At 52.2% G+C, this 23,754-nt stretch carries 23 protein-coding genes, 1 other RNA gene and 1 pseudogene; 13 read left to right on the top strand and 12 right to left on the bottom strand.

Annotated features, from left to right (window positions below; genetic code table 11):
- Positions 1-100: 100 nt before the first annotated feature.
- The 5 genes and pseudogenes from carA to dapB form a co-directional block, all read right to left on the bottom strand.
- On the bottom strand, positions 101-1,249 hold the full coding sequence (carA, locus tag ACJJI6_RS20520; RefSeq protein ID WP_282931318.1) for a glutamine-hydrolyzing carbamoyl-phosphate synthase small subunit: 1,149 nt from the start codon (positions 1,247-1,249) through the stop codon (positions 101-103).
- Positions 1,250-1,579: 330 nt separating this feature from the next.
- Positions 1,580-2,155, bottom strand: coding sequence for a YfiR family protein (locus tag ACJJI6_RS20515; protein ID WP_444925863.1), 576 nt, complete (start codon positions 2,153-2,155; stop codon positions 1,580-1,582).
- 168 nt (positions 2,156-2,323) lie between these two features.
- Entirely contained in the window at positions 2,324-3,232 is a 909-nt protein-coding gene (gene rimK, locus ACJJI6_RS20510; protein WP_413665891.1) for a 30S ribosomal protein S6--L-glutamate ligase, read from the bottom strand.
- 129 nt (positions 3,233-3,361) lie between these two features.
- Positions 3,362-3,646 (bottom strand): annotated as a pseudogene (locus tag ACJJI6_RS20505) (ATP-dependent zinc protease family protein); the annotation flags it as partial.
- Positions 3,647-3,870: 224 nt separating this feature from the next.
- The gene (dapB, locus tag ACJJI6_RS20500) at positions 3,871-4,686 is read right to left on the bottom strand and encodes a 4-hydroxy-tetrahydrodipicolinate reductase (protein WP_475711913.1); all 816 of its coding nucleotides are present in this window, start codon (positions 4,684-4,686) and stop codon (positions 3,871-3,873) included.
- Between the two features lie 232 nt (positions 4,687-4,918).
- Here dapB and ACJJI6_RS20495 point away from each other — a divergent pair, with 232 nt between their 5' ends.
- Positions 4,919-5,368, top strand: a complete 450-nt coding sequence (locus ACJJI6_RS20495) for a hypothetical protein (protein ID WP_475711912.1) — start codon at positions 4,919-4,921, stop codon at positions 5,366-5,368.
- 125 nt (positions 5,369-5,493) lie between these two features.
- Here the strand turns inward: ACJJI6_RS20495 and dnaJ are convergent, their stop codons facing one another.
- From dnaJ to grpE, 3 genes are all read right to left on the bottom strand, one after another.
- Positions 5,494-6,615, bottom strand: coding sequence for a molecular chaperone DnaJ (dnaJ, locus tag ACJJI6_RS20490; protein ID WP_475711911.1), 1,122 nt, complete (start codon positions 6,613-6,615; stop codon positions 5,494-5,496).
- Positions 6,616-6,843: 228 nt separating this feature from the next.
- Complete coding sequence (gene dnaK, locus ACJJI6_RS20485; protein WP_475711910.1) at positions 6,844-8,784, bottom strand: molecular chaperone DnaK; 1,941 nt, start codon at positions 8,782-8,784, stop codon at positions 6,844-6,846.
- Between the two features lie 123 nt (positions 8,785-8,907).
- Entirely contained in the window at positions 8,908-9,528 is a 621-nt protein-coding gene (gene grpE / locus ACJJI6_RS20480; protein WP_475711909.1) for a nucleotide exchange factor GrpE, read from the bottom strand.
- Between the two features lie 228 nt (positions 9,529-9,756).
- On the opposite strand from grpE, the gene recN reads away from it, so the two are divergent.
- Together recN and ACJJI6_RS20470 are read left to right on the top strand one after the other, a co-directional pair.
- Complete coding sequence (recN, locus tag ACJJI6_RS20475) at positions 9,757-11,424, top strand: DNA repair protein RecN (protein ID WP_444896132.1); 1,668 nt, start codon at positions 9,757-9,759, stop codon at positions 11,422-11,424.
- 280 nt (positions 11,425-11,704) lie between these two features.
- Positions 11,705-12,304: a 1-acyl-sn-glycerol-3-phosphate acyltransferase gene (locus tag ACJJI6_RS20470; RefSeq protein WP_413663277.1), complete on the top strand. Its 600-nt coding sequence runs from the start codon at positions 11,705-11,707 to the stop codon at positions 12,302-12,304.
- A gap of 50 nt (positions 12,305-12,354) precedes the next feature.
- Here ACJJI6_RS20470 and fur read toward each other — a convergent pair whose 3' ends face one another.
- Positions 12,355-12,765, bottom strand: a complete 411-nt coding sequence (gene fur / locus ACJJI6_RS20465) for a ferric iron uptake transcriptional regulator (protein WP_282931309.1) — start codon at positions 12,763-12,765, stop codon at positions 12,355-12,357.
- A gap of 278 nt (positions 12,766-13,043) precedes the next feature.
- Between fur and ACJJI6_RS20460 the strand changes: the two genes are divergently transcribed.
- The gene (locus tag ACJJI6_RS20460) at positions 13,044-13,388 is read left to right on the top strand and encodes an outer membrane protein assembly factor BamE (RefSeq protein WP_413663278.1); all 345 of its coding nucleotides are present in this window, start codon (positions 13,044-13,046) and stop codon (positions 13,386-13,388) included.
- On the opposite strand, the gene ACJJI6_RS20455 is transcribed toward ACJJI6_RS20460, so the two are convergent.
- Together ACJJI6_RS20455 and ACJJI6_RS20450 are read right to left on the bottom strand one after the other, a co-directional pair.
- Positions 13,385-13,738 carry an RnfH family protein gene (locus ACJJI6_RS20455; RefSeq protein WP_444911508.1) on the bottom strand — a complete coding sequence of 118 codons (354 nt, stop codon included), beginning with the start codon at positions 13,736-13,738 and terminating at the stop codon, positions 13,385-13,387. The two genes, ACJJI6_RS20460 and ACJJI6_RS20455, sit on opposite strands and share 4 nt — an antisense overlap.
- Positions 13,735-14,175 carry a type II toxin-antitoxin system RatA family toxin gene (locus ACJJI6_RS20450; protein WP_413663280.1) on the bottom strand — a complete coding sequence of 147 codons (441 nt, stop codon included), beginning with the start codon at positions 14,173-14,175 and terminating at the stop codon, positions 13,735-13,737. Before ACJJI6_RS20450 ends, ACJJI6_RS20455 begins: the two co-directional genes overlap by 4 nt.
- A 190-nt stretch (positions 14,176-14,365) precedes the next feature.
- Here ACJJI6_RS20450 and ACJJI6_RS20445 point away from each other — a divergent pair, with 190 nt between their 5' ends.
- From ACJJI6_RS20445 to ACJJI6_RS20425, 5 genes are all read left to right on the top strand, one after another.
- Positions 14,366-15,784, top strand: coding sequence for a sodium-dependent transporter (locus ACJJI6_RS20445; protein WP_413663281.1), 1,419 nt, complete (start codon positions 14,366-14,368; stop codon positions 15,782-15,784).
- 15 nt (positions 15,785-15,799) lie between these two features.
- Entirely contained in the window at positions 15,800-16,279 is a 480-nt protein-coding gene (gene smpB / locus ACJJI6_RS20440) for an SsrA-binding protein SmpB (RefSeq protein WP_282931304.1), read from the top strand.
- 40 nt (positions 16,280-16,319) lie between these two features.
- On the top strand, positions 16,320-17,666 hold the full coding sequence (locus tag ACJJI6_RS20435; protein ID WP_413663282.1) for a sodium-dependent transporter: 1,347 nt from the start codon (positions 16,320-16,322) through the stop codon (positions 17,664-17,666).
- Positions 17,667-17,839: 173 nt separating this feature from the next.
- Positions 17,840-18,230: a transfer-messenger RNA gene (ssrA, locus tag ACJJI6_RS20430) on the top strand.
- A gap of 602 nt (positions 18,231-18,832) precedes the next feature.
- Complete coding sequence (locus ACJJI6_RS20425; protein WP_475711908.1) at positions 18,833-19,285, top strand: nucleoside deaminase; 453 nt, start codon at positions 18,833-18,835, stop codon at positions 19,283-19,285.
- 314 nt (positions 19,286-19,599) lie between these two features.
- Here the strand turns inward: ACJJI6_RS20425 and ACJJI6_RS20420 are convergent, their stop codons facing one another.
- Positions 19,600-20,367 (bottom strand): hypothetical protein, encoded by a 768-nt coding sequence (locus ACJJI6_RS20420; RefSeq protein WP_475711907.1) that lies wholly within the window; start codon positions 20,365-20,367, stop codon positions 19,600-19,602.
- A 181-nt stretch (positions 20,368-20,548) separates the two neighbouring features.
- Between ACJJI6_RS20420 and ACJJI6_RS20415 the strand changes: the two genes are divergently transcribed.
- The 4 genes from ACJJI6_RS20415 (at position 20,549) to csrA (ending at position 23,679) form a co-directional block, all read left to right on the top strand.
- Positions 20,549-20,716 (top strand): hypothetical protein, encoded by a 168-nt coding sequence (locus ACJJI6_RS20415; protein WP_475711906.1) that lies wholly within the window; start codon positions 20,549-20,551, stop codon positions 20,714-20,716.
- A gap of 99 nt (positions 20,717-20,815) precedes the next feature.
- A complete protein-coding gene (locus tag ACJJI6_RS20410; protein ID WP_475711905.1) occupies positions 20,816-21,130 on the top strand; it encodes a tyrosine-type recombinase/integrase in 315 nt (104 codons plus the stop codon).
- A gap of 106 nt (positions 21,131-21,236) precedes the next feature.
- Positions 21,237-21,860, top strand: coding sequence for a hypothetical protein (locus ACJJI6_RS20405; RefSeq protein ID WP_475711904.1), 624 nt, complete (start codon positions 21,237-21,239; stop codon positions 21,858-21,860).
- Positions 21,861-23,493: 1,633 nt separating this feature from the next.
- The gene (csrA, locus tag ACJJI6_RS20400) at positions 23,494-23,679 is read left to right on the top strand and encodes a carbon storage regulator CsrA (protein WP_353375693.1); all 186 of its coding nucleotides are present in this window, start codon (positions 23,494-23,496) and stop codon (positions 23,677-23,679) included.
- The last annotated feature ends 75 nt before the right edge of the window (positions 23,680-23,754 follow it).

Here is a 23,754-nt window from a genome sequence, read left to right as displayed (position 1 = left end):
CTACTACCGGCAAAGGCCGGCTGCGCTAAATTTCATTCGTTTCTTGTTAAAACCGCCGCAAAAGCGGCGGTTAATTGCCCTACCCTGGGCGGCTACGCCCTTAGGCGCGCTCTTTCATCAAATCGATAAAGTGGTCGAACAACGGCGCCACATCGTGTGGGCCGGGGCTCGCTTCCGGGTGTCCCTGGAAGCTGAAGGCCGGCTTGTCCTTCAGGTGAATACCCTGCAAGGTACCGTCGAACAGGGACTTGTGGGTAACTTCCACATTGTCCGGCAGGCTGTCGGCGTCCACTTCGAAACCGTGGTTCTGCGCGGTGATCATCACCTTGGTGCTGTTTAGGTCTTGTACCGGGTGGTTACCACCGTGGTGACCGAACTTCATCTTGGCAGTTTTACCGCCCACCGCCAGGCCCAACAACTGGTGGCCCAGGCAGATGCCGTAGGTGGGGATGCCAGCGTCCAGGATTTCGCGAATAGCGGTGATCGCGTATTCACAGGGCTCGGGGTCACCGGGGCCATTGGACAGGAATACACCGTTGGGATTCATCGCCAGTACTTCGGAAGCCGGAGTCTCCGCCGGTACTACGGTGATGTCACAGCCGCGATCCACCAACATGCGCAGGATATTGCGCTTCACACCGAAGTCGTAAGCTACCACTTTGAAGGGCTGTTCCGGCGCGGCCTTATGGCCTTCGCCCAGTTCCCAGGTACCTTCGCTAAAGGGGTAGGCTTCCTTGGTGCTCACCACCTTGGCCAGGTCCATCCCTTTCAGACCGGCAAATTCCTTGGCCTTGGCCAGGGCTTCTTCGCGGTCGATATTGTCACCGGCAACGATGCAACCGCTCTGTGCACCCTTGTCGCGCAGCAGGCGGGTCAGGCGACGAGTGTCGATATCGGCGATACCAACGATATTGCGCTCGCGCAGGTAGTCCTCCAGGGACTGCTCGTTGCGGAAGCTGCTGGCCAGCAGCGGCAGGTCGCGGATTACCAGGCCGGCGGCCCAGATATCAGCGCACTCTTCGTCTTCCTGGTTGGTGCCAGTGTTGCCGATGTGCGGGTAGGTCAGAGTCACAATCTGGCGGGCGTAGGAGGGATCGGTGAGAATCTCCTGGTAGCCGGTCATGGATGTGTTGAACACGACCTCGCCAACAGAACTGCCATGGGCACCGATTGCGCGTCCTTCAAAGACACTACCATCTGCGAGCACCAGCAGCGCGGGAGTTGTACTCTGCATAAAGTTGTGGGGCATGAAAGCCTCCGACGTAGGGACAGCTTTAGTCAAATTGAACTCCAATCTTCAGAACTGCTTCCGGGCGGGGTTTGCGGGCTTCGGAGCACGCGGGCTCCTGACTGGTGCGCGCATAAAAAAGCGAGATGAAACATCGCAGCTTCATCTCGCTTTAAAAATCTGTTCACGCGTGATTCTCACAAAGTGGCCGACGGTTGCCGCCAGCTTTTTAGTAGGCTCACGCTGCGCGATTCAGCTTCGCGGCACCGGCCCAAATCGGGCGCAGATTCTACGCGAATTCACCTCTGGACGCTAGTGCAAAAATACGCCAGGCTACTTTCCCTGAAAATCTCACTCCGGCTTGCGTCCCAACCGGAAAAGACTGCTGCCCATTTTCAGCTCCGCCTTCTCCAGCATGGTCTTATTCATACGCAGGGCCACCTCCCGGCCGCTGTCGGCAAACTCGATCATACCGCCAGTGGCGGCAAAGCGCTCGGCATCGCTAACCGTCAGTACCGGGAAAAACTCCAGTGCCACCAACGCCTTTAGCAGTGTGGGGCGATCCAGGGTACTCAGCACCACAATCTGGCACTTGCGCGCCCGCAGCATCTCCTTGACCTCGATCTTCTCAAGCTCCACATCCCGCCCATCAATACGCTGATTCTTGAACCGGGCCGCCAGTGGCTCACCGAGCGAGTCCCCACCCATCAGGCACACCTTGAACGGGGCGCTGCTGTTGGCAAAGGCATTGACCGGCCACTGTAGGTGGTAGGCGAAGTGCACTATGTAATCCACCATTACCCGCCGCCCCAAAGGCGTATCGGACAGCTGCACCGCAGCCTGGGCACCCACACCGGTGAAAAGTACTAACAGGAAAAGTAAAAGGGCGGGGAAAATGCGAAATGAACCTGGGCTGGATATCGTCATAGAAGCTCAAACCCTGCGGTTTGCATCTCCCGAAAGGAAGCTGCGGTGGGCTGTTACCCGCAGCGGCCAAAGCTCGCTGCGGCTCTATTTGCGCGCCAGCGAAAAGCCCGGCCACCTACTCAGGTTAGCCCAACGCAAAGGCCCCCGCCGGGACCAGAGTTACAGCGCCTAAAGATCCTCCCCCGGCAAAATTGGGCGCCACTTCAACGCCTTTTCGATAGATATGATCATGGCCCCCGCCACATCCTTGCGCGTAGCGCTCTCGATGCCTTCAAGCCCCGGGGAGGAATTTACCTCCAATAACAACGGCCCCTTGCGGGAGCGAATAATATCCACACCCGCCACCTTGAGCCCCAACACCTTGGCAGCCTTGACCGCCAGGCGCTTCTCCTCGGCGGTGACCTTCACTACTGAAGCCGTACCGCCCTGGTGAATATTGGCACGAAATTCCCCCGGTGCCGCCTCACGCTGGATCGAGGCCACCACACGACCGTCGATAACAAATAGGCGAAGATCCTTACCCTCCGCCTCGCGAATAAACTCCTGCACCAGAAGATTGGCCTTGAGGGACTTAAACGCATTAATCACCGATTCCCCAGCCTTGCGGGTTTCCGCCAGAACGACACCGCGCCCCTGGGTTCCCTCCAGCAACTTCACCACCAGTGGCGCACCGCCCACCATTTCGATCAGCTCATTGGTATCCACTGGGGAATTGGCAAACCCAGAGGTTGGGATATTTAGTCCACTTTGTTGCAGCAACTGCAGGGAAAATAATTTATCCCGCGACTGACTGATAGCGGCAGAGCCATTCAGGGCAAAAATATCCAGGCTCTCAAAGTGCCGCGTCAGCGCACAACCGTAAAAAGTCTGGCTGGGGCGAATACGGGGAATCACCGCATCCAGGCTATTGAGTATGCGGCCATCCCGGTAGTGTACTTCCGGCTCATCAGGGTCGAGCTTCATGTAGCACTGGCGGATATCGAGAAAACTCATGCGATGTCCGCGCTCGGCCCCCGCTTCCATAATGCGCCGGTTGCTATAGAGATCCGGGTTCGATGCCAGCAGCCCGATGCGCAGACCGGTACCGGCAATATGGTGCTCATCCCGATAATATTCATCCAACTGGCTTTTCGGGATATCGCCAATACAGAAGCTCTCAGCCGGATCCACCAGCATTCGCCCAATCATGGCTTCGCGCCCCAGCAACATGCGATAGCCCATGCTGTCCCGATTGGTCAGGGTCAGTTCGATATCCCAGACACTGCCACCAATGGAAATGGAGGTACGAATTACCGGGCGTTTTTCGCTTTCACCGGAGGAGCTGCGCACCAGCCTTTTATCCAAAAGCCGCGCCTCACAGCGCACTGAAGGGCGGCGCTGGTGCTGCAGTGGATGCGCCTCAAAACTCACCCAGGGTTCGCCATCGCGCTTGAAGGTATGGATGTTGTAAGCGTGCAAACAGGAAGTTTTAGCCCCGGAGTCCACACGCACCTTAATCGCCGGGACGCCGAGTGCGGGAAGCCCGCACCACTCCTCGCTGCCGACAATCAGCTTTCTTTCCAATCGAGGTTCCTCAAAGGAAGGTTACAGGGTGACCGGTCGAACGAATGTCGCCGGCCTTTTAGTTTTACCCGCAAAAATGGCGGGCAAATGAAAATCGAAAATTTCTTTCACAGCGCCCCTGCAGGCGCTGAATTTATTTACTCTAAGTAAGATTAGTTAAGGCCGAGCACATCGCGCATATCGTAGTGCCCCGGTGCCCGCGCACTCCCTTCCTCTCCCATCATCCACAGTGCCGCGCGCACAGCACCGCGAGCAAAAGAGAGCCTGCTGCTGGCTCGGTGACTAATTTCAACCCGCTCACCTTCCGCCAGGAACATCACCGAATGTTCACCTACCACATCACCACCGCGCACTGTGGCAAAACCGATAGTGTCCCTATCGCGGGCACCGGTTTGACCTTCGCGGCCGTAAACTGCCACTTTATCCAGGTCGCGCCCCAGAGTTTCCGCAATCACTTCTCCCATACTCAGTGCCGTGCCGGAAGGTGCATCCACTTTGTGGCGATGATGGGCTTCGACAATCTCGATATCGGCCTCTTCCGCCATTACCCGCGCAGCAGTTTCCAACAATTTAAAGCACAGGTTTACCCCGGTGGAAAAATTACTGGCGAGGCATAGCGGCACCTGATCCGCACAAGCCAATACTTTATTTTTTTGCTCGCTATCAAAGCCCGTGGTGCCGATTACAATGGGGAGGTTTTTCTTCGCACAATAGGCAGTATTTTCCACAGTTGCTTTAGGGGCAGTGAAATCAATAAGTACGTCAAAGTCCGCCTTATCGAGGCTGTCCACAATAGCGAGGCCGCTGCGGCCCAGACCGGCAACTTCACCGGCATCGGCGCCGACCAAGCTGGAGCCAGGCCGCACTATAGCCGCTGACAGTTCGGCTTTATCAGACAGGGACAAAGCCTCCGCCAACGCTCGCCCCATTCGACCACCAAATCCCGTCACCGCCACTCTTACCGCCATCACAGCACTCCAGTCCAAATCTATAAGGTTCTGGATTCTACAACGCACCCGGTAGAGCGCATAGATACCAGTAAGCCAGTATTAGCGTGTCTAAAAATCGCTAGTCACTCCGCAAAAGTAAAACAAAAAGAAATATCCACATATTTTTAAATTGCCAAGAGGATACTTGCGCAAAACGCGATATCAGCGGCCACTGCTACGCTTTACTGTGAGGGGTAAATGGAGCGCCAATATGCGACTGATGATCCTGTCCAACCATCTACCACACATCATGGCGGTAGTGATCTCTCTGAGCCTGGCTTTTGGCAGCACGCCGGCATCTGCCCAGCAGCAAAATGCCAATCCAGACTTTTGGGAGAAGTATGATGATATTACCGATTGGGTGACGCTGCGTTTGCAGCTCACCCCGGGACAGGAAAAAACCGTATTACCCATTATGCAAAAAAGCTTCGCAGAGAAAAAAGCGGTACTGGAAAAATACGGATTACTCAGTGGCGAAAAGGTCGCTCTAACCCCCAAGCAACGCGGCGAAATTGGCGCTCAATTCGCAGCTATCAGCCTGGAAACACACAAAGAATTGGAAGGTACTTTAAATAAGGAGCAACTGCGTAAAGCGCAAAAAATCCAACAGGAATTCCTGAGTGAATTCGCGGCCCGTTTGAGAACAAAAACTTCCCAATAGAAGGCATTCAATTGGGGGGATAAAACTCGCCTGGAAATAAAAAAGGCTCGAAAGCTAATGCTCTCGAGCCTTTTTGAATAGGCAACCCACAAAACAATTTAAGGTTTTGCCGGTGCTAACAGCGATTAAAGCTTCATATCACCAAAGAAGTTTTTCACCCCTTCAAACCAACCGGTCTGACGCGGTGAATTTTTCTTTTCGCTAAGGGTATTAGAGAACTCTTGCAGCAAGTCTTTTTGTTTGCCGGACAAGTTCACTGGAGTTTCTACCACAACGCGACACAGCAGGTCGCCGGTTGCACCACCGCGAACCGGGGAAACACCCTTGCCGCGCAGGCGGAACAGCTTGCCGGTCTGGCTTTCCGCAGGAATCTTCAGCTTCACTTTACCGTCGAGAGTCGGCACTTCCAGCTCACCACCGAGGGCAGCGGAAACGAAACTAATCGGCACTTCGCAGTAGAGGTTCTTGCCATCGCGCTGGAACAGATCGTGCTCTTTTACCACTACCTGTACATAGAGGTCACCAGCGGGGCCGCCATCGGGCCCGGCTTCACCTTCACCAGACAGGCGAATGCGATCGCCGGTATCCACACCCGGCGGTACCTTAACGGACAGGGTTTTGGTTTCCTCTACACGACCGCGACCGTGACAGCTGCCACAGGGATCGGAGATAGTGGTACCGCGACCGCGACAGTTGGGGCAGGTTTGCTGAACAGAGAAGAAACCCTGCTGCATACGCACCTGGCCAGCACCACCACAGGTGCCACAGGTTTGCGGAGAGGAACCGGGCTTGGCCCCGGAACCGCTACAGGTACCACAGGCTGCCAGAGTCGGAACGCGAATCTTGACCGTGGTGCCGCGCACTGCGTCTTCCAGGTCCAATTCCAGGTCATAGCGCAGATCGGAACCGCGAGCAGGGCCGCCGCGACGGCCACCGCCACCACCGAAGATATCGCCGAACACATCGCCAAAAATATCGGAGAAGCCACCGAATCCACCAGCGCCGCCACCGCCCATCTGGCCTTCCACACCGGCGTGGCCAAACTGGTCATAAGCTGCGCGCTTCTCGGAATCCGACAAAACCTCGTAGGCCTCATTGGCCTCCTTGAATTTGTTCTCAGATTCCTTGTCATCGGGGTTACGGTCCGGGTGAAACTTCATTGCCACCCGGCGGTAGGCTTTTTTCAGCTCTGCATCCGAAGCGCCGCGCTCGACGCCGAGGACTTCGTAATAATCGCGTTTCGACATAAAACTATGTTCTCTGGTCCGGCATCAAGAACGGCCAAACTCTCTTTCTACTTCTCGGTTTCTAACTAAGCTCCGCGAACGGAGCACCACCAAAACTGCGAAAACTCGGCAAATATTGGCAGATACCTGAAACAACACAGGGCGCGGGCCTCTGAAAGTAAGGCGCCGCGCCCCTGAAGTTCTCCGGCGGCCACTTTAAAAGCTGCCACCGGAATTGCAAGCGAACGCTTACTTACCTTCTTTTTTGTCGTCCTTAACTTCTTCGAACTCTGCGTCTACCGCGTCGTCGCCAGCGGAGGACTGCTGCTCGCCCTGGGCACCAGCGGCACCTTCAGCACCAGCGGCTTGAGCCTGCTCGGCATACATCTTCTGGGCAACCGGACCGGAAGCTTCAGTCAGCTTGGTAGTCGCAGCTTCCATTGCAGCTTTGTCATTGCCTTTAACGGCTTCTTCCGCTTCGGTAACAGCCGCTTCAATAGCTGCCTTTTCTTCAGCGGTAGCTTTGTCGCCAGCTTCTTCCAGAGTTTTCTTGGTCGCAGAAATCAGGCCGTCGAGCGTGTTGCGAGTCTGCACCAGCTCTTCGAACTGCTTGTCCGCTTCGGCATTGGCCTCAGCGTCCTGAACCATCTTATCGATCTCGTCCTCGGACAGGCCGGAGGAAGCCTGGATCACGATGGACTGCTCTTTACCAGTGGCCTTGTCCTTCGCGTGTACGTGCAGGATACCGTTGGCATCGATGTCGAAGGTTACTTCGATCTGCGGCATGCCGCGCGGTGCCGGTGGGATATCGGCCAGGTCGAAACGACCCAGGGATTTGTTCTGTGCAGCCTGCTTGCGCTCACCCTGAACCACGTGAATGGTTACCGCAGTCTGGTTGTCATCCGCAGTGGAGAAAACCTGGGACTTCTTGGTGGGGATAGTGGTGTTTTTGTCGATCAGCGGAGTCGCAACGCCACCCATGGTTTCGATACCCAGGGTCAGCGGAGTTACGTCCAGCAGCAGTACGTCTTTAACGTCACCGGACAGTACGGCGCCCTGGATAGCAGCACCCATGGCAACGGCTTCGTCGGGGTTAACGTCTTTGCGCGGCTCTTTGCCGAAGAACTCGGTTACTTTCTGCTGAACCATTGGCATACGGGTCTGACCGCCTACCAGGATCACTTCGTCTACACCGGAAGCGGACAGGTCGGCGTCTTGCAGAGCGATTTTTACCGGCTCCAGGGAGCGGGTAACCAGCTCTTCTACCAGGCTTTCCAGCTTGGCGCGGGTCAGTTTAACCACCAAGTGCTTGGGACCAGTGGCGTCTGCAGTGATGTACGGCAGGTTGACTTCGGTCTGCTGGCTGGAGGACAGCTCGATCTTGGCTTTTTCCGCAGCTTCTTTCAGGCGCTGCATTGCCAGGGGGTCACCTTTCAGGTCGATGCCCTGGTCTTTCTTGAACTCGTCTGCGAGGTATTCGATCAGTCGCAGGTCGAAGTCTTCACCACCGAGGAAAGTGTCACCGTTGGTGGACAGTACTTCGAACTGCTTCTCGCCGTCTACGTCGGCAATTTCGATGATGGAGATATCGAAGGTACCACCACCCAGGTCGTATACCGCTACAGTGCGGTCACCGCCCTGCTTGTCCAGGCCGTATGCCAGCGCAGCGGCAGTCGGCTCGTTGATAATACGCTTAACGTCCAGGCCAGCAATGCGGCCGGCGTCTTTGGTGGCCTGACGCTGGGAGTCGTTGAAGTAAGCCGGTACGGTAATTACTGCCGCTTCAACTTTCTCACCGAGGAAGTCTTCCGCAGTCTTTTTCATTTTCTTCAGGACTTCGGCAGAGATCTGCGGCGGAGCTTTTTTATCGCCTTTCACTTCTACCCAAGCGTCGCCGTTGTCAGCTTCAGTGATGGTGTAAGGAACCATCTTGATATCTTTCTGGACAACGTCGTCTTTGAATTTACGGCCGATCAAACGCTTAACCGCAAACAGAGTATTTTGGGGATTGGTCACCGCCTGACGCTTGGCAGACTGACCTACCAGAATTTCGTTGTCGTCAGTGAAGGCAACAATAGAAGGTGTAGTGCGATCGCCTTCGGCGTTTTCGATTACACGCGCTTTGTCACCATCCAGTACCGCTACACAGCTGTTAGTGGTACCCAGGTCGATGCCGATAATTTTTCCCATCTGTAAAATCCTCTTTTGATGCGCGCTGCCAGCTCTGTTCTATTTACACCGCGCGAATAATTCTTGATGTCAGCTATATTGGTGCCGGCCGCTAAATTTCAAGGCCGCTTTACACTTCTGCCGTTACGGCGCTTTGCTGACCACCACCATGGCCGGGCGAACCAGGCGGCCATTGAGGCGATAACCTTTTTGAAACACATCCAGAACCGTGTTCGGCTCCACCTCGCCGTTGGGCACCTGGGTCATAGCCTGGTGCAGCTCTGGGTCGAAAGGCTCACCGGCCGGATCGACAACTTCCACAGCATTTTTCGTCAGGGTTTCAACGAAAGATTTGTGGGTCAGCTCGATACCTTCTACCAAGGCCTTGTTGGCTTCGTCGGCCGTATCGATCGTCGCCAGTGCACGCTCGAGGTTGTCCACTACAGGCAGCAAGTCCTGTAGCAACTTCTCTACCGCAAATTTGCGCGCGCGCTCGATATCCTGTTGCGCGCGGCGACGGGCGTTCTGCTCTTCCGCCTGGGCGCGCAGGGCCATATCCTTGTGCGCTGCCAGCTGCTCCTGCAACTTGATAATTTCCTCGTGCAGGGCATCGGCACCTTCGGCCTCTTCCCGCAGGGCTTCCTCGGCAAGTTCGCTTTCTATAGAGGAAGGGTCTTCAATCTCAGCTGAAACGCCCTCGTCTGTAGCTGGTGCGTGCTCCGCCCCCTTTTTAATCTGATCTTCTTCGCTGCGCTCTCTGGCCACTGCTTTCTCCGTCGCGTCGACTCTGTCAGTAATGTGAGTTGAGCCCGTCTCTCGGGCACTGGAGCCTATATGGGGACATCCCCGCACAGTTCAAGTGGTTTTTCGCGCTAGCGCACATCCTCAGAGTAATGTGGCCCCGCCCCTATAGCTAACCGGGAACGAATACTGTATAAATAACCACTAATTGGGCCGGGCGCCCGCCGATTAGCAAGGACACAAGCGATCTCTATGCTGCTGCATCTGTCTATCAGCCAATTCACCCTGGTGGACCAACTGGAGTTGGAGTTTGGTCCCGGTACCAGCACCCTGACCGGCGAGACCGGCGCGGGTAAGTCAATCACCTTGGATGCCCTCGGCCTGGCACTGGGCGGCCGCGGCAGCGCTGAGCTTGTGCGCACCGGCGCCAATCGCGCCGACATCAGCGCCACATTTGATATCGCCGAGCACCCCAGCGCCGCCAGCTGGCTCGAATCCCAAGAGCTGGATGCGGGGCAGGAAGTCATTCTGCGCCGCACCATCGGCGCCGACGGCCGCTCCCGCGCCTATATCAACGGCCAACCGGTCACTCTGTTGCAGCTACGCGCCCTGGGCGAGCAGCTAATCGATATCCACAGCCAGCACGAACACCAATCCCTGCTGAAGAAAGAAACGCACCTGCGCCTGCTGGATGAATACGCCCAGGCCCAGGAACTCGCCGCAGAGACTCGCAGCCGCTTCAAAACCTGGCGGGATCACTATCGCCGTTATCGCACACTGGCCGACAGCGCCGAGGAAGCCGAAGCCCGCCGCCACTTGCTGGAATACCAGCTTAAGGAACTGGATCAACTTGGCTTGAGCGAAGGGGAAATAGAGTCCCTCGAGAGCGAACAGCAACAGCTGGCCAATGCGGGGGAAATCCTCAGTGGCAGCTACCAGTTGGCCGCTTTCTTGTCCGGCGGTGAGGGCGATATCGCCGAACAGCTGCACCGCGCCCTGCAACTGCTGTCCTCCATGCCCGGGCAGGCTCCGGCCTTAGTGGAAGTGGCACAGATGCTCGACAGTGCTCGCATCCAGGTGGATGAGGCCGCAGCCACCCTCTCCCGACATATCGATCGCTTCGAGATGGACCCTGAGCGACTCTCCGAAGTTGAAGACAGGCTCAGCGCCATCTACCAGGCTGCGCGCAAACACCGAGTCCAACCGCAGGAGCTGCCGGCTCTGCAGCAACAGTTACAGGCAGAGCTGGACGATATCGGCAGCCCAGATGCCCTGGAGCGCCTTGCCGCAGATTGTGAACAACTGGAAAAGCAGTACAGAAAAGTGGCCGGCAAACTCAGCAAACTGCGCAGTAAAGCGGCAGCTTCACTGGCGGAGGCCGTGAACGGCCAGCTGGCCGACCTGGCCATGCCTCACGCTCGAGTAGAGCTATCACTACAAGAGCTGGATACGCCCAATAGCCAGGGACTGGAAGAAGCGGAGATATTAATTTCCACCAACCCGGGCCAACCGCCTCGCCCCCTGGGCAAGATTGCCTCCGGCGGTGAACTCTCCCGGGTCAGTCTGGCAATCCAGGTGGTAACTGCGCAAACCTCCCGCACCCCCACCTTGGTATTCGACGAGGTGGATGTGGGTATCGGCGGTGCCACCGGTGATGTGGTGGGCCGCCTGCTGCGTCAACTGGGAGAAACCCGCAATGGCCGCAGCGGCCAGGTAATCTGTGTGACCCACTTGGCCCAGGTAGCGGCGCGAGCCCACCGCCAATACTTGGTGGAGAAACACAGCGATGGCGAAAGTGTTTTTGTGGCACTGCGCGAACTCACCAACGGCGAGCGCCGCGAAGAAGTGGCGCGCATGCTCGGCGGCGCCCCCACCGCCCAATCCCTGGCTCATGCCGAGGAAATGCTGGAGAGAATTTAACTCTCCACCCCCTCTCTCAGGCTGGCTATGGAGTCAGCCTCACTTCCTCTATACGATTCCGACGCCAAATGTCACCAAAGGGCAAAAATGATGCATTTTGGTAAGCAATCTTATACCGTAGATCAATAAATGACCGCCACACAATCCGGTACACCACCCCTTTCGTCGGATATATGTGCCGATTTAGGACAAACGCACAAATATGACTGGGAGTGACAGGTAAAGTCACCATATACTTGGCGGCTTATTTTTCGATGTATGAGTAGTCCCGGCCGAGGTTATGCAGAGAACGATTTTCAACACCCCTATTGTCACCCCAATCCTCCGCTTGGTTGCACGGGTGCTACTGAAGCTGCACGGCTGGCGTGTCAAAGCTGACGAGCAGTCTCTCAAACTAAAGCAGTACGTATTGATCGGCGCCCCCCATACCACTAACTGGGATGGCTATTACTTTATTCTCGCCGCACTCAAACTGAAGATGACCCCGCAGTGGATGGGCAAAGACAAGCTGTTTACCTTCCCGCTGGGTGGCCCCATGCGCTGGTTCGGCGGTATCGCCGTAGACCGCAGCAAAGCCAACAACCTGGTGGATGCCACTGCCAGGCAGTTCAAACTGCGCAAAGAACTGGTTATCGCTATTCCCCCCGAGGGCACTCGCGGTTTGGCGGAACGCTGGAAAACCGGCTTTTACCATATCGCCCGCAACGCCAGGGTTCCGGTGGTGCTGGGCTATATCAGCTTCCCCAAAAAAGAAGTGGGCATCGGCCCGATAGCGCAATTCAGTGAAAACCTGGAAGCCGAGCTGTTGAAGCTCAAGGAATTTTACGCGGATAAAATTGGCAAGTTCCCAGAGCTTTACACCCCACCCTGCCAGTCGTAACACCCAGCGTAAGCATTTGAAGGGTGCGGTGAATACCGCACCCGAAAGAATCACTTCTCTTTTTCTGTCACATACAGAACCAGGCTGTGGCCAGTCAGCTCATAGCCGTGCTCTTCAGCGATCTGGCGCTGTAGCTCCTCAATCTCTTCATTGTGGAACTCGATAACCTTACCGGTATCCGTGCACACCATGTGATCGTGGTGATCGCCACGGTCCAGCTCGAATACGGAGTGGCCGCCATCGAAGTTGTGGCGCACTACCAGGCCCGCGCTCTCAAACTGGGTCAATACCCGGTACACAGTAGCTAGGCCGACATCCTCTCCCGCCTCCAGCAACAGCTTATAGACATCCTCAGCACTCAAATGCTGCTCACTAGTGCTTTCGAGCAATTGCAGAATTTTCACCCGCGGCAGAGTGACCTTGAGGCCAGCCTTGCGCAATTCCTGGTTTTCGTTCGACATGTATCAATATTTCCCGGCAGGATTTTAAAAGTTATCCGAAGTTGCCCAAACCCACAGCGGCCATTTATAAAGGATTCCGACCCTGGAGTCCCGTCTGTCAGCGAGCCAACTCTTCAGGTATTATCCCATGCCCTACGGAGTCAGAGAAACCCCGTACTGCTCACTTAGGGCAGAACTGGTGGGTGGAGGAACTTTTTTTCTCCACTTGAGACTAAACTGACTGTTTGTAAGAAATCAGCGTGAGCGCTGCCGTTTGAAACCGAATAATGGAGCAATGAATGCCGCCTAGTCTGAGATTTCTCACTATCGCCTTCCTGTGCAGCTTGCTGGGAGCTTGCACACTCGTAAAATTCCCCGGTGTACACCGTATTGAGGTGCAGCAGGGCAATATCATTACCCAGGAGATGGTGGATCAGCTAAAGCCAGGGATGACGCGACGCCAGGTACAGTTTGTTCTGGGCACTCCGCTGCTGGAAGATACTTACAACCCCAACCGCTGGGATTACGTCAATCGCCTTCGCGACAAGAAAGGCAATATCACCCAAAAGACCTTTAGCGTTTACTTTGATGAAGACTCCCTGGTAGCCACCAGCGGCGACTGGCAGCCCACAGGCTGGCCCTAAGCGGAAGTCCCCTCGGCGCCTTTCTTCTTCTCAGCCATACGCTTGGCTTTCTCGGCGCGCTGCTTGCGCGCCTCTTTGGGATCGGCGATCAAGGGGCGATACACCTCAACCCGGTCCCCGGGTTGCAGGACATAACTTTCCGCCGGCGGCAGCCCCTTACTCCCCAGCACCTGGGCAAAAATACCCATCTTTGCCGTATCCGGATCAACTTCGGGATACTCCTTGGGAATTCCCGAGCGAATTAGCGCCTCCCGCGCAGTGGTACCCTCAGACACCAACAAACGCATTAATCGCTGTTCGTGGGGCAGTGCGTACACCACCTCCACCGAGATTGTTCTCTCTTCTGTCATTGGGGTTTCCCGTAAACTTCTTCCGCGCGCTCACACATAACCGCGACCATCTGGTTGGCTAGGTCACTGAAAATTTTTCCCGCAGCCGCCGCGATCAATCGATTTTTCATCGAAAACGAAAGGGTAAAACTCACCTTACAGGCATTTTCAGCCAGTGGAGTAAATTCCCACAGTCCCTCGAACTGCTCGAAGGGACCATCCACCAGCTTGAGTGTCATCGACTTGGGACGCACCAACTGATTTCGAGTCACAAAGCTCTGCTTTATACCCGCGCGCGACAAATCCAGGCGCGCCTCTAAAGTGGTGTCATCGCTGTGGATAATCTCCGCAGCGCGACAGCCGGGTAAAAATTGTGGGTAACTGGCCACATCGTTGACCAGATCAAACATTTGTTCCGCGCTGTACATCACCAGCGCACTGCGTTCTATTTCAGTCATTCCTACTGTCTAACCCAGTCCATCAGGCAAAATTACCTGGGATTACCGTTGAACGGCTAATTTTGCCAGCCGGCGCTACTCAAGCAAGACAATTCCTGCAACAATCGCATTTTTTACCGGTGGGCCACACTTAGCCCCAGCCGCAGTAACAAAAACTACAAGCATTCAAAAAATAATAGCGAGAGTACTTATGACCGCAGTGAGAGAGCATTTTGGGTCAAGGCTGGGCTTTATCCTAGCCGCAGCAGGTTCCGCCGTCGGTATTGGCAACCTGGTCGCATTTCCTGTAGCTGCCACCAAGAGCGGGGGCGGCGCCTTCTTACTGGTCTACGCTCTCTTCGTATTTCTGATCTGCCTGCCAGTGATGATGGCCGAACTCGCTATGGGACGCCGTTCAGATAAGGACCCCGTCGGGGCCTATCGGCAGATATCCAAGGGCTCCACGCTGTGGAGTATTCCCGGCTGGCTGGCCCTGATCACGCCATTTATGATCGCGGTTTTTTATCTGGTGGTCACCGTATGGGTAATGGGATACCTGGTAGAAATCTTCTCCGGCAACCTGGATAAGCTTGCCACCCCAGATTTCTTTATCCACTTTATCAATACACCCACGGTATTTATTTACCTGGTTGTCCTGATGCTGATCATCAATGCCATTCTCGCTATGGGTGTTAAAGACGGTATCGAGCGGGCCGCAAAAACCCTGATGCCCATGCTGTTTGTAATGTTATTGGGACTGGTGTTCTTTGTACTAACCCTGGATAACGCCGCCCTAGGTTTGCAGTACTACCTGGTACCCGACTTCAGCAAAATTGACGGCAACGTAATCAGTAAAGCCATGGCCCAGGCCTTCTTCTCCCTGTCTCTGGGAATGGGCATCATGATTACCTACGGCTCCTATATGAAGAAGAAGGACTCCATTCCCGGTTCTTCCCGTGCCGTAGCGATTACTGACACATTGGTAGCCTTTACTGCTGGCCTGCTGATTTTGCCGAGTATTTTCCACTTTAACCCGCAGATTGATCCGACAGAGCTGAGCGACTCATCCGCCGGTATGATCTTCCTGTTCCTGCCGAAGATATTCCTCGCTTTGCAAGACGGAATCGGCTACATGGGCGCCAGCGCCGTAGCGGCCATCTTCTTCTTCCTGGTACTGGTTGCCGCCATTACCTCACTGGTTTCCATTATCGAGGTGCCTATCGCCACCCTGCGCGACGAGCGCAACATGGAGCGTAAGAAGGCTATCTACATCGTTGCGGCAGTTCAATTTGTACTGGCCATCGCTTGCGCCGTATCATTCGGTATGGCCACTTGGTTTACAGAGTTTGTACAACTGGCCGGCGCAAACAAGTCGTTCTTCGATTTGGTGGAGATCATCTTCTACGACACCATCCTGCCTCTAAATGGCCTGCTGGTATGTCTGTTCGTGATCTACAAATGGAAGAAATCCAATTTTGATAAAGAGCTGCAAGAAGGTGACAGCAACTTTGCAGGCTCGTTTTCGCAAAAATACGTTAACTTCTCCCTGGGCACTTTTATCCCATTGATACTGCTGCTTATCTTTATCAATACCGTGGCCCTGAAGTTTTTTGGACACAGTTTTATATAGTCACTCGTAGTTTTCATGGCCAAGAAAAAGAAAGCACAAACATCCAATACCATCGCCCTCAACAAGAAGGCCCGCCACGACTATTTCATTGAAGAAAAGTTTGAGGCGGGCGTTGAGATGAAAGGCTGGGAAGTCAAAAGCTGTCGGGAGGGCAAAGCCCAGCTGACCGACAGCTATGTCATTTTCAAAAACGGTGAAGCCTGGCTGCTGGGTGCCAACATCCAGCCGCTACCCAGTGCCTCCACCCACTTTGTCACCGAGCCCGACCGCACCCGTCGCCTGCTGCTAACCAAGCGCGAGCTTTCCAAGCTGATCGCCGCTGTTGAGCAGAAGGGTCACACCGTGGTTGCCACAGCCATGTACTGGAAAGGGCATCTGGTGAAGTGCGAAGTCTGCCTTGCCAAAGGTAAGGCGAGCCATGACAAACGCGAGACTGAGAAGAAGCGCGATTGGAACCGCGAAAAGCAGCGCCTAATGCGCTCGGCGCACAAATAGTGCACAGTGAACTATTAGAAGAATAATTACGGGATTTACCATGAGTGCACCGCGAGGACAGTTCAGCTCGAATATTGGCTTTTTGATGGCCGCGGCGGGTTCCGCCGTTGGTCTCGGCAATATTTGGGGCTTTCCAACCAAGGCCGCCAGCAACGGCGGCGCCGCCTTTGTAGTCGCCTACTTATTTCTAGCCTTTGCGCTCGCCTATCCGGCCCTGATGGCCGAACTCACCATCGGCCGCCACGCGCGCCGCAATATGGTGCAGGCGCTGCGCTCCATTTCCAACGGGCCCATCAGCCGCTTTTTCGGGGGGCTGACCGGCTTCGGCGGTATCCTGGTGGCCTCCCTGATCCTGAGCTTCTACGCCATTGTGGCGGGCTGGATGGTGGCCCATCTGGCCCAACCTTTCGCCAGCCTGTTCGGCGCCCAAGAGGCGGCCCAGTGGTTGGCCGGCAACAGCACCGATCGCAATATGATCATGACTGCTATCTTCAGTGGTCTTACCATGCTGATTATCGCCAGTGGTGTTGAAAAGGGGATCGAGCGCTGGTCCACCCTGTTGATGCCATCGCTGATCATCCTGTTATTGCTGTTGATCTGCTACGTACTCACCCAGCCCGGCGCCCTGACCGGCCTGGAAGTGTACCTGATGCCCAACTTCGACCACTTCACCCCGGATCTGCTGATCTCCGCCATGGGCCAGGCCTTTTTCTCCCTATCCCTGGGTGTAGGCACCATGCTGATTTACGGTTCCTACCTGAGCCAGCAGGAAAGCCTGCCGCGCCTCGGCGCCCTGGTAACCCTGATTGATGTGGGCATCGCCTTCACAGCGGGCTTGCTAATCCTGCCCGCCATGTATGTAGCCCAGGAAGCCGGTACCCAGATCTTCTCTGCCGACGGTTCCCTGATCGCCGGCCCGAGCCTGATCCTGCAAGTGCTGCCAGCACTCTTCGACACCATGGGTGAAGCCGGGATATTCGTCGCCATCGCCTTTTTCGCGCTGATGGTTATCGCCTCCCTCACCTCCTCCATTTCCATGCTGGAAGTGCCGGTGGCATTCTCTATCGAGAACCTGAATATCCCCCGCCGCATCGCCACCCCGATCGTTGGCCTGATCATCTTTGGCGTGAGCTGCGGCATCATCTACAATTTCGACGCCCTTTTCGGACTGGCAGTCAGTATCAGTACTGAATACGGCCAGCCCCTGCTCGGTATTGCCCTGTGTATCTTTGCCGGCTGGATCTGGCGCCGCGACCAGCTGCTGAGTGAGCTCAAGAAAGGCCATGAAGATATCGAAAACACCCTGTTCTGGAAGATCTGGCCCTGGTATGTGCGCATCGTCTGCCCACTGCTAATCCTGACCGCTTTCGTACAGTCCATTCGCTAATCTGATCTCCCTCCCGGCGGTACCTTACCGCCGGGGACTCCCTTCCCACCTAAGCCCTCCCTCAAAGCGCCTGACTAAAGCGACTCTGATCGCTCAAATGCCAATTACATAAAATTTATTGCTAACGTGAATTTTGGGGTATACTTAGGTGACACACATGAGTGTTTCTTATCGGGGATGACTTGGATTCGACGCCGGTTACGAAACCTTGGGTGCATGCCGAGATGGCAGCGAATCTCGTAAATCCAAAGCTGTATTTTATTAGTTGCCAACGACGACAACTACGGTGCCCAACAAACTGCATTAGCAGCTTAAGTAAGCACTAACTAAGGGTTCGTCCCTTAGCAGTCTTCAGCAAGGTTCCAGTATCGCGCTGTAGACTGTTATACAGAACTGGATCGCCGCAAGCCATACCCGTGGGTAAGCGGTTAAACAACTTTCGGGATCGCCCTATACGTCCTGACCGCCGGGCTGTAATGGGTTAAATCAATAGACGGAGCTAAGCATGTAGAGCCTCTGGCAGAGTGCTGACGGACGCGGGTTCGACTCCCGCCATCTCCACCAAATCGAAAAAGGCCAACCGCAAGGTTGGCCTTTTTTATTGCTTGATCGACCGCCCTACACAGTCTTCCACCGTCGAAAATTTTTGGCATAGCTTATCGATGGCGAATATTGACGGTCTCAAAAAGCTCACCATTAGCGTTTGTTCAGGTTACTAACAATTCAAGAATCCCGTTAGATAACACTAAACAAACCAATCAAAAACCACTGGGTTACCGGCTAGCTCACAAATCTAGGACGATCACTCCAGTCACTTTAATGACACGTAAATTTACCGGCCTATCTTTCTATAGCCTCTAAAATCAGCCCCTAAAATCCAAACATCTGTTTAAAAAGAAGTTATTTAAATCATCTGCAAAAAGGCGTGATCATTAGCAGCAAGGAAGACACATGCTAGCAACTCACAGCGATGAAGAATCAAGTTATGAAACATATCGCCAATTAACTGAGTCCCCTCTCAGCCCCCCAAATATCGCCGAAATAGCTCAACCTAGCCCTTGTTTACACTGATTCTAGTCAGTAGCTCACTAATACAATGATGTATTAATAATATGCTCTACATTCTTTGATTAAAATATTCTTAATACCTAAAACAGAGAGCTGTAATGAGTGAAGCTAACCATGACGCTTACATGCAAGAAGCCATTAATGAGGCACGAAAAGGTTTAGTAACGGGAGGGATTCCTGTCGGTTGTGTAATAGTACTGAATGGTGAAATTATCGGAAAAGGTTACAATCAGCACGTCCAGCAAAACAGTGTTATCAAGCATGCTGAAATGAGCGCACTGGAAAATATGGGAAAATTATGCTCTACCGATTACCAAAAGTGCACCGTTTACACAACTTTATCACCCTGCCCGATGTGCAGTGGGGCCATACGTCTATTCGGAATTAAGAATATTGTTATCGGTGAAAATAAAACATTCCTAGGTGATGAATCATTACTCAAATCTGAAGGTGTAAGCTTGGTTGTTCTGAATAATCTTGAATGTATTGGTCTAATGAATCAATTTATTCAGCAACATCCTGAAATCTGGCATGAAGATATTGGCCAGTAGGGACCATATAACTACAAGGTATATTTATAATGGCCCACCAATAAACCAAATTACTAGAATAGATTGAGATTTTATTGATACTTTTGATTTTTACACTGTGACTTTCAAGAATTCAATTCTGCTTGAGAAGCTCCACGGCCCTCTACTCAGCACCAATCTGACACACAACTAGTCAACCTGATAATTACTAAGTAGACCCAATCGGTGAAGGTTGCAACAGCCACCAGATATGAGCCCTAACCTGAAGTACACAACTAGCCTAAACCGAAATTTCAGCTCAATTTATAGACTAAAAAGCTAGCCTCCATAAACTATTAATGGAATTTGTTATACACCCCATCAATAACGGATACCATCATCTTTACAAGGAAAAGCCTGGGTCCGAGCTCTGCTTCTAATATTTTTAACTCTGGGTGCCCGATTCCCCCCCAAAAAAAAATACTTGATTTATTACCGCCTGTTTGGCTTAGATCTACAGTTAGCTTACTTGCATGACTATATTTATTGAATATTTTTTTCGATTTTTCCAAAAACTTTAGAAATTCATCATCCACCCCAAGAGCTGTTTGGTTTTTTACTATGAGGGGTGCGAACTGATAGGATTTCTGGTACTGCTTATCTGCTTTAAAGATATCTTTAAAATAGAAGTCATCAAGCTTGTTTGAGTTAGGTGTAAGTTTTCCTTGATGAGAGAGCAGTATAGATAGACAAGCAGCTTCTATCGCCTGCCTATACATATTGCCGGAAGGTATTATGTGCTCAATTATTAAGAGCTGCATAGATGAAAAAAGGTTGCTAATAGCAAGGTCAAGAAATGCTACTGATAATTTTTCTTGTTCCACTTTCTTACCATGAGCTGAGAATTTATCACTTCTCTTGTAGCATTCAGCTATTAGTTCGCTGAATTGCTCTACGGTATATGAGTATTCCGAAGAAAAACTCTCAACCTCGGCCAAGTAATTTTTGCAAAGAGAGCGGGCTACTTCCGAAGCTTTTGTTGGGTCTACAGTTTCCATCTGACCTCCTTTTTGGGGCTCAGGTGCACTTTCTGCACCAGAATCCTGAAGTTTTAAAGTTGCCAATGAACTTATCTGAGCGCTTAGTTATTGCCACCTAATTTCAAAGAAATGGGACAAACTTAGTTCAAAGCCATTCGAAGTTATTCGAAGTTATTCGTAAAGGTTTAGGTTACTGGAGTGCATCTGAAAAATCATAAGAAGTCAATTTACCTGACAGCATAAAGTACACCGTGTTACGAGGGCATTGTTACTGGCATTTCGGGAAGAGGAACTGACAGCCGTATCTTGCACCATCGTATATAATGATTCTACAAATACCGGAAGGGCCGACAGTGATCCCACCACAGATTTGGCCGGCGCACTCACCGCCACCAAGATAAAGCACCTGGCAGCAATTACAGACCCTGCTTAAGTTGGGCACCCACTAACTACCATAGACGAATACCAGGGCACCCCAGTAGTAAGAGCAGCCCTAAAACTATCCCCTCTCTTATTCTGCCATCCTGGAGAATTGCGAAAACTCCAGAGGAGGGAAATCAATTGGAATGCCAAGCACATAGAAATGCCCTGCGAAAAAATAAAAATGGACCAGCCACACATTATTCCTCTTGCTGAGCAGGCTCTAGCCTTACTGCAAGAACTGGAGCCGCTAACAAGCCATTACAAATATATTTTCCCATCAGCTCGGAGCCAGAGCTGTCCACTGCCTGATAACAGTGTGAGGACTCCGCTCAGGTCACTGGGCTATGACAATGAAACCATAACCGCCAACGGCTTCCGTGCAATGGCCTGTACTCTATTAGGCCAAGACACTCGGCAGATTTGATTTAGAATTCGCGTTTTCATCAAGGTAAAAAATTGAATGTGGCACATGTATCTCAAATCAGAGAGGTAGAACACATTCTTAAATGGACTTACGAGGATAAAAAGATATGTCTACTAACGAATTTTTAACCAAGAAAACTATAAGCATACTGGTTGACAGGGCTCTGATAGCGATTAAGGATAGGAAAAGTGATCCGACCTGGTATAAGACTATGAATAAGAGCTTGGAAAGCCTCAACAGAATCGGAAAAAATCTAAAATCTAAAAAACATGAGGTAGATTACCTTAGTAAAATGATGTCGAAAGGCGCTAATAAACAAGGCCAATATCAAATCGGCCAATCCAAGAGCGACCAGTCTGTGAAACTCCTCGGACTTGAAGAGTACTTAGCAAAAAAATGCGGAGAGATTCATGGTCTACTTGTGGCGGAGTTTAATAAGTATCCATGGGAAGGCAAGGGAGCAGGGGAACTCTGGGATAATCTAGCGAATGAAGTCAAGGCGTACGATGATTTGCTTACGAAATCCATGAAGCTGTTAAAAATACACGACTCCAATCCACAGCACGCGGTGACTCTTCAAGAAGAAATCATGCCATTTAGTCAAATACCCAATCCCACTCATACAGCGCCAGGTTTACTTTTCATAATTACCATGTACATTCGGTTATATGCGTTGTACGTCGGTACTAAAGCACCGACTGGCAGTATATCCTTTCTACCACCTCGCTAGGCGCTGTACGTTTTTCATCCGGCAGGCTCAATGCCTGTCGGAGCCTTCTAAATAAGTGGGGACAGATCAATATTGTGTTGGGAATACCCACATTTATGGTTAGGCCATACGCACGCTGCCCAGCAACATTTCCGTTACCCGTGGGGCAAACTGTTTCTCGCTAGATTGAAGCTGACAGGATTTGCAGCGCCCCACCACAAAGCTCCCGAGCACCGATACTCCCGATTGAACTAACGCACATAAAAGGCGTAACGGGACACCCACAGAAGATAAAGCATCCTACGCCACACTATATTGTTCTGTTTATACACCAGCAACAGACGGATGACTGGGGTCGAAGTGGGGTCTTGTTAGTATTGATTATGCCGAGGCTCAGCTTTATCTTAGTGTTTTAACAGTGATAAAGCCCTAGATCACGCCGAACTTGCCCAACTCACAAAGGTAGCAAAAATTTGGAAAGCACGACTTACCGATAATAGTTGGTTCATGCGCTATCTGAATGATATCTATTGCGAGAGAGGCCAACCGTGAGACTGGCCTTTTATATTTTTTTCAAATTATAAGGAATTTCTATTTCTCCAAAGTCCACCTAGTAAGGGGCTGAAAGGCCAGGAACTGTTGCCTCTAGCACAAATTTATTGACCGGTGGATTAAGGTAGTCGAAATGCCAGAGTGATCGAATATCGCTACCTAGCGGAGAAAATCATGGCTCTGTTTTCTGCTGAAACACTACAAGAAAAATTGACATTGGATATTTTTAACGTGGATATGTACCCTATACAGAGAAAGCCTCTCGCCTCTACAGGTTCTTCTTAGCCATGATTAAAAGCCTAGTCAGAATTCAGAACTATCCTGTAATGGGTGCTCAGAATACTACCCAGAAAAGCGATACAAAACTTCAGGCGGACACCTTTACCTTTATCAAAAGGGTTATAAGCAGTAGCGAGACAATTACAATTAAAACGCGCAAAGCCAAACCCTTAAAAGATATTTCGCAACCTTAAAAAGCTGATTGCTTTGAAAACTGCAACTCTTATAAGACTCCAAAACTTCATTTAAATTCTGCGCTAGAGAAATGAAAGCTTCTCGCCCCCTTATAAATCTGTATTTCTTCGCGGTAAGTACACATAAAAATATAGGCGCACAAATAATCTTATTAGATTTTATTAAGTTTTCTTCAGCGTCAAAGCTGCGTAGAATCGAAAGATATTTACTGGGATTTTGGGCACTGACAAAACCGGCTTCTACAAGCCAACCGCCCAAGATAAAACAAGAACACCGAGAATTTTCTAAAAGACCCATTCCCAAAGGAGAACGGTAGTGTGACGTAAGAGTAAGTAAAAGGCGCTGACCCAAGGTGCGGCAACACCCGGGGCCAGCTAACCAAATTGATATCGACATTATCAAAGTGGCTGCATGAATGGTACGCTAGAAACCCGCTCGTCTTCAATAAAAGGTTGCAAATTCAGTAACCTGAGGCGATTCCCCAAGCACTGGGAGTCTAGCGCCCGCCTTTTCTTCTTTTACGCCTACCGTTCTCGCGCCCCTCCTAATGCCCGCAACCGATATTACTTTCCTGGCCTTCCCGTTGCGGGAGGTTTGCCATTGCTTTGCGTCTCATTAGGAAACCAATATGTTGATTTTAAACCGCCGTACAGGCGAGAACCTCAGGATTGGGGAAAACGTCTCAATCACAATATTAGAAGTTAAAGGTAATCAGGTGCGGGTAGGTATAATCGCCCCCAAGACCTTGGCGGTTCACCGCGAAGAGATTTATAGAAGAATCAAAAAGCAACAGAGGCAAGACAATAGGAGATAAAAAGCAGTTTATCCCAATAGAATGAACCCTAACAATCCTGCTTTGGCCCTACTGCCCCAAGGGCTATAACAACCA

The sequence above is a fragment of the Microbulbifer maximicatervae (SeqCode) genome (genome assembly GCF_056232625.1).
The sequence above is the reverse complement of the archived record's forward strand: the minus strand, read 5'-3'. Positions and strand labels throughout refer to the sequence as shown.

Excerpts from the sequence above, each read along its gene's own strand:
- carA (WP_282931318.1), bottom strand. The coding sequence starts at position 1,249 with ATGCCCCACAACTTTATGCAGAGTACAACTCCCGCGCTGCTGGTGCTC.
- ACJJI6_RS20515 (WP_444925863.1), bottom strand. The coding sequence starts at position 2,155 with ATGACGATATCCAGCCCAGGTTCATTTCGCATTTTCCCCGCCCTTTTA.
- dapB (WP_475711913.1), bottom strand. The coding sequence starts at position 4,686 with ATGGCGGTAAGAGTGGCGGTGACGGGATTTGGTGGTCGAATGGGGCGA.
- ACJJI6_RS20495 (WP_475711912.1), top strand. The coding sequence starts at position 4,919 with ATGCGACTGATGATCCTGTCCAACCATCTACCACACATCATGGCGGTA.
- dnaJ (WP_475711911.1), bottom strand. The coding sequence starts at position 6,615 with ATGTCGAAACGCGATTATTACGAAGTCCTCGGCGTCGAGCGCGGCGCT.
- dnaK (WP_475711910.1), bottom strand. The coding sequence starts at position 8,784 with ATGGGAAAAATTATCGGCATCGACCTGGGTACCACTAACAGCTGTGTA.
- recN (WP_444896132.1), top strand. The coding sequence starts at position 9,757 with ATGCTGCTGCATCTGTCTATCAGCCAATTCACCCTGGTGGACCAACTG.
- ACJJI6_RS20470 (WP_413663277.1), top strand. The coding sequence starts at position 11,705 with ATGCAGAGAACGATTTTCAACACCCCTATTGTCACCCCAATCCTCCGC.
- fur (WP_282931309.1), bottom strand. The coding sequence starts at position 12,765 with ATGTCGAACGAAAACCAGGAATTGCGCAAGGCTGGCCTCAAGGTCACT.
- ACJJI6_RS20460 (WP_413663278.1), top strand. The coding sequence starts at position 13,044 with ATGCCGCCTAGTCTGAGATTTCTCACTATCGCCTTCCTGTGCAGCTTG.
- ACJJI6_RS20455 (WP_444911508.1), bottom strand. The coding sequence starts at position 13,738 with ATGACAGAAGAGAGAACAATCTCGGTGGAGGTGGTGTACGCACTGCCC.
- ACJJI6_RS20450 (WP_413663280.1), bottom strand. The coding sequence starts at position 14,175 with ATGACTGAAATAGAACGCAGTGCGCTGGTGATGTACAGCGCGGAACAA.
- ACJJI6_RS20445 (WP_413663281.1), top strand. The coding sequence starts at position 14,366 with ATGACCGCAGTGAGAGAGCATTTTGGGTCAAGGCTGGGCTTTATCCTA.
- smpB (WP_282931304.1), top strand. The coding sequence starts at position 15,800 with ATGGCCAAGAAAAAGAAAGCACAAACATCCAATACCATCGCCCTCAAC.
- ACJJI6_RS20435 (WP_413663282.1), top strand. The coding sequence starts at position 16,320 with ATGAGTGCACCGCGAGGACAGTTCAGCTCGAATATTGGCTTTTTGATG.
- ACJJI6_RS20425 (WP_475711908.1), top strand. The coding sequence starts at position 18,833 with ATGAGTGAAGCTAACCATGACGCTTACATGCAAGAAGCCATTAATGAG.
- ACJJI6_RS20405 (WP_475711904.1), top strand. The coding sequence starts at position 21,237 with ATGTCTACTAACGAATTTTTAACCAAGAAAACTATAAGCATACTGGTT.
- csrA (WP_353375693.1), top strand. The coding sequence starts at position 23,494 with ATGTTGATTTTAAACCGCCGTACAGGCGAGAACCTCAGGATTGGGGAA.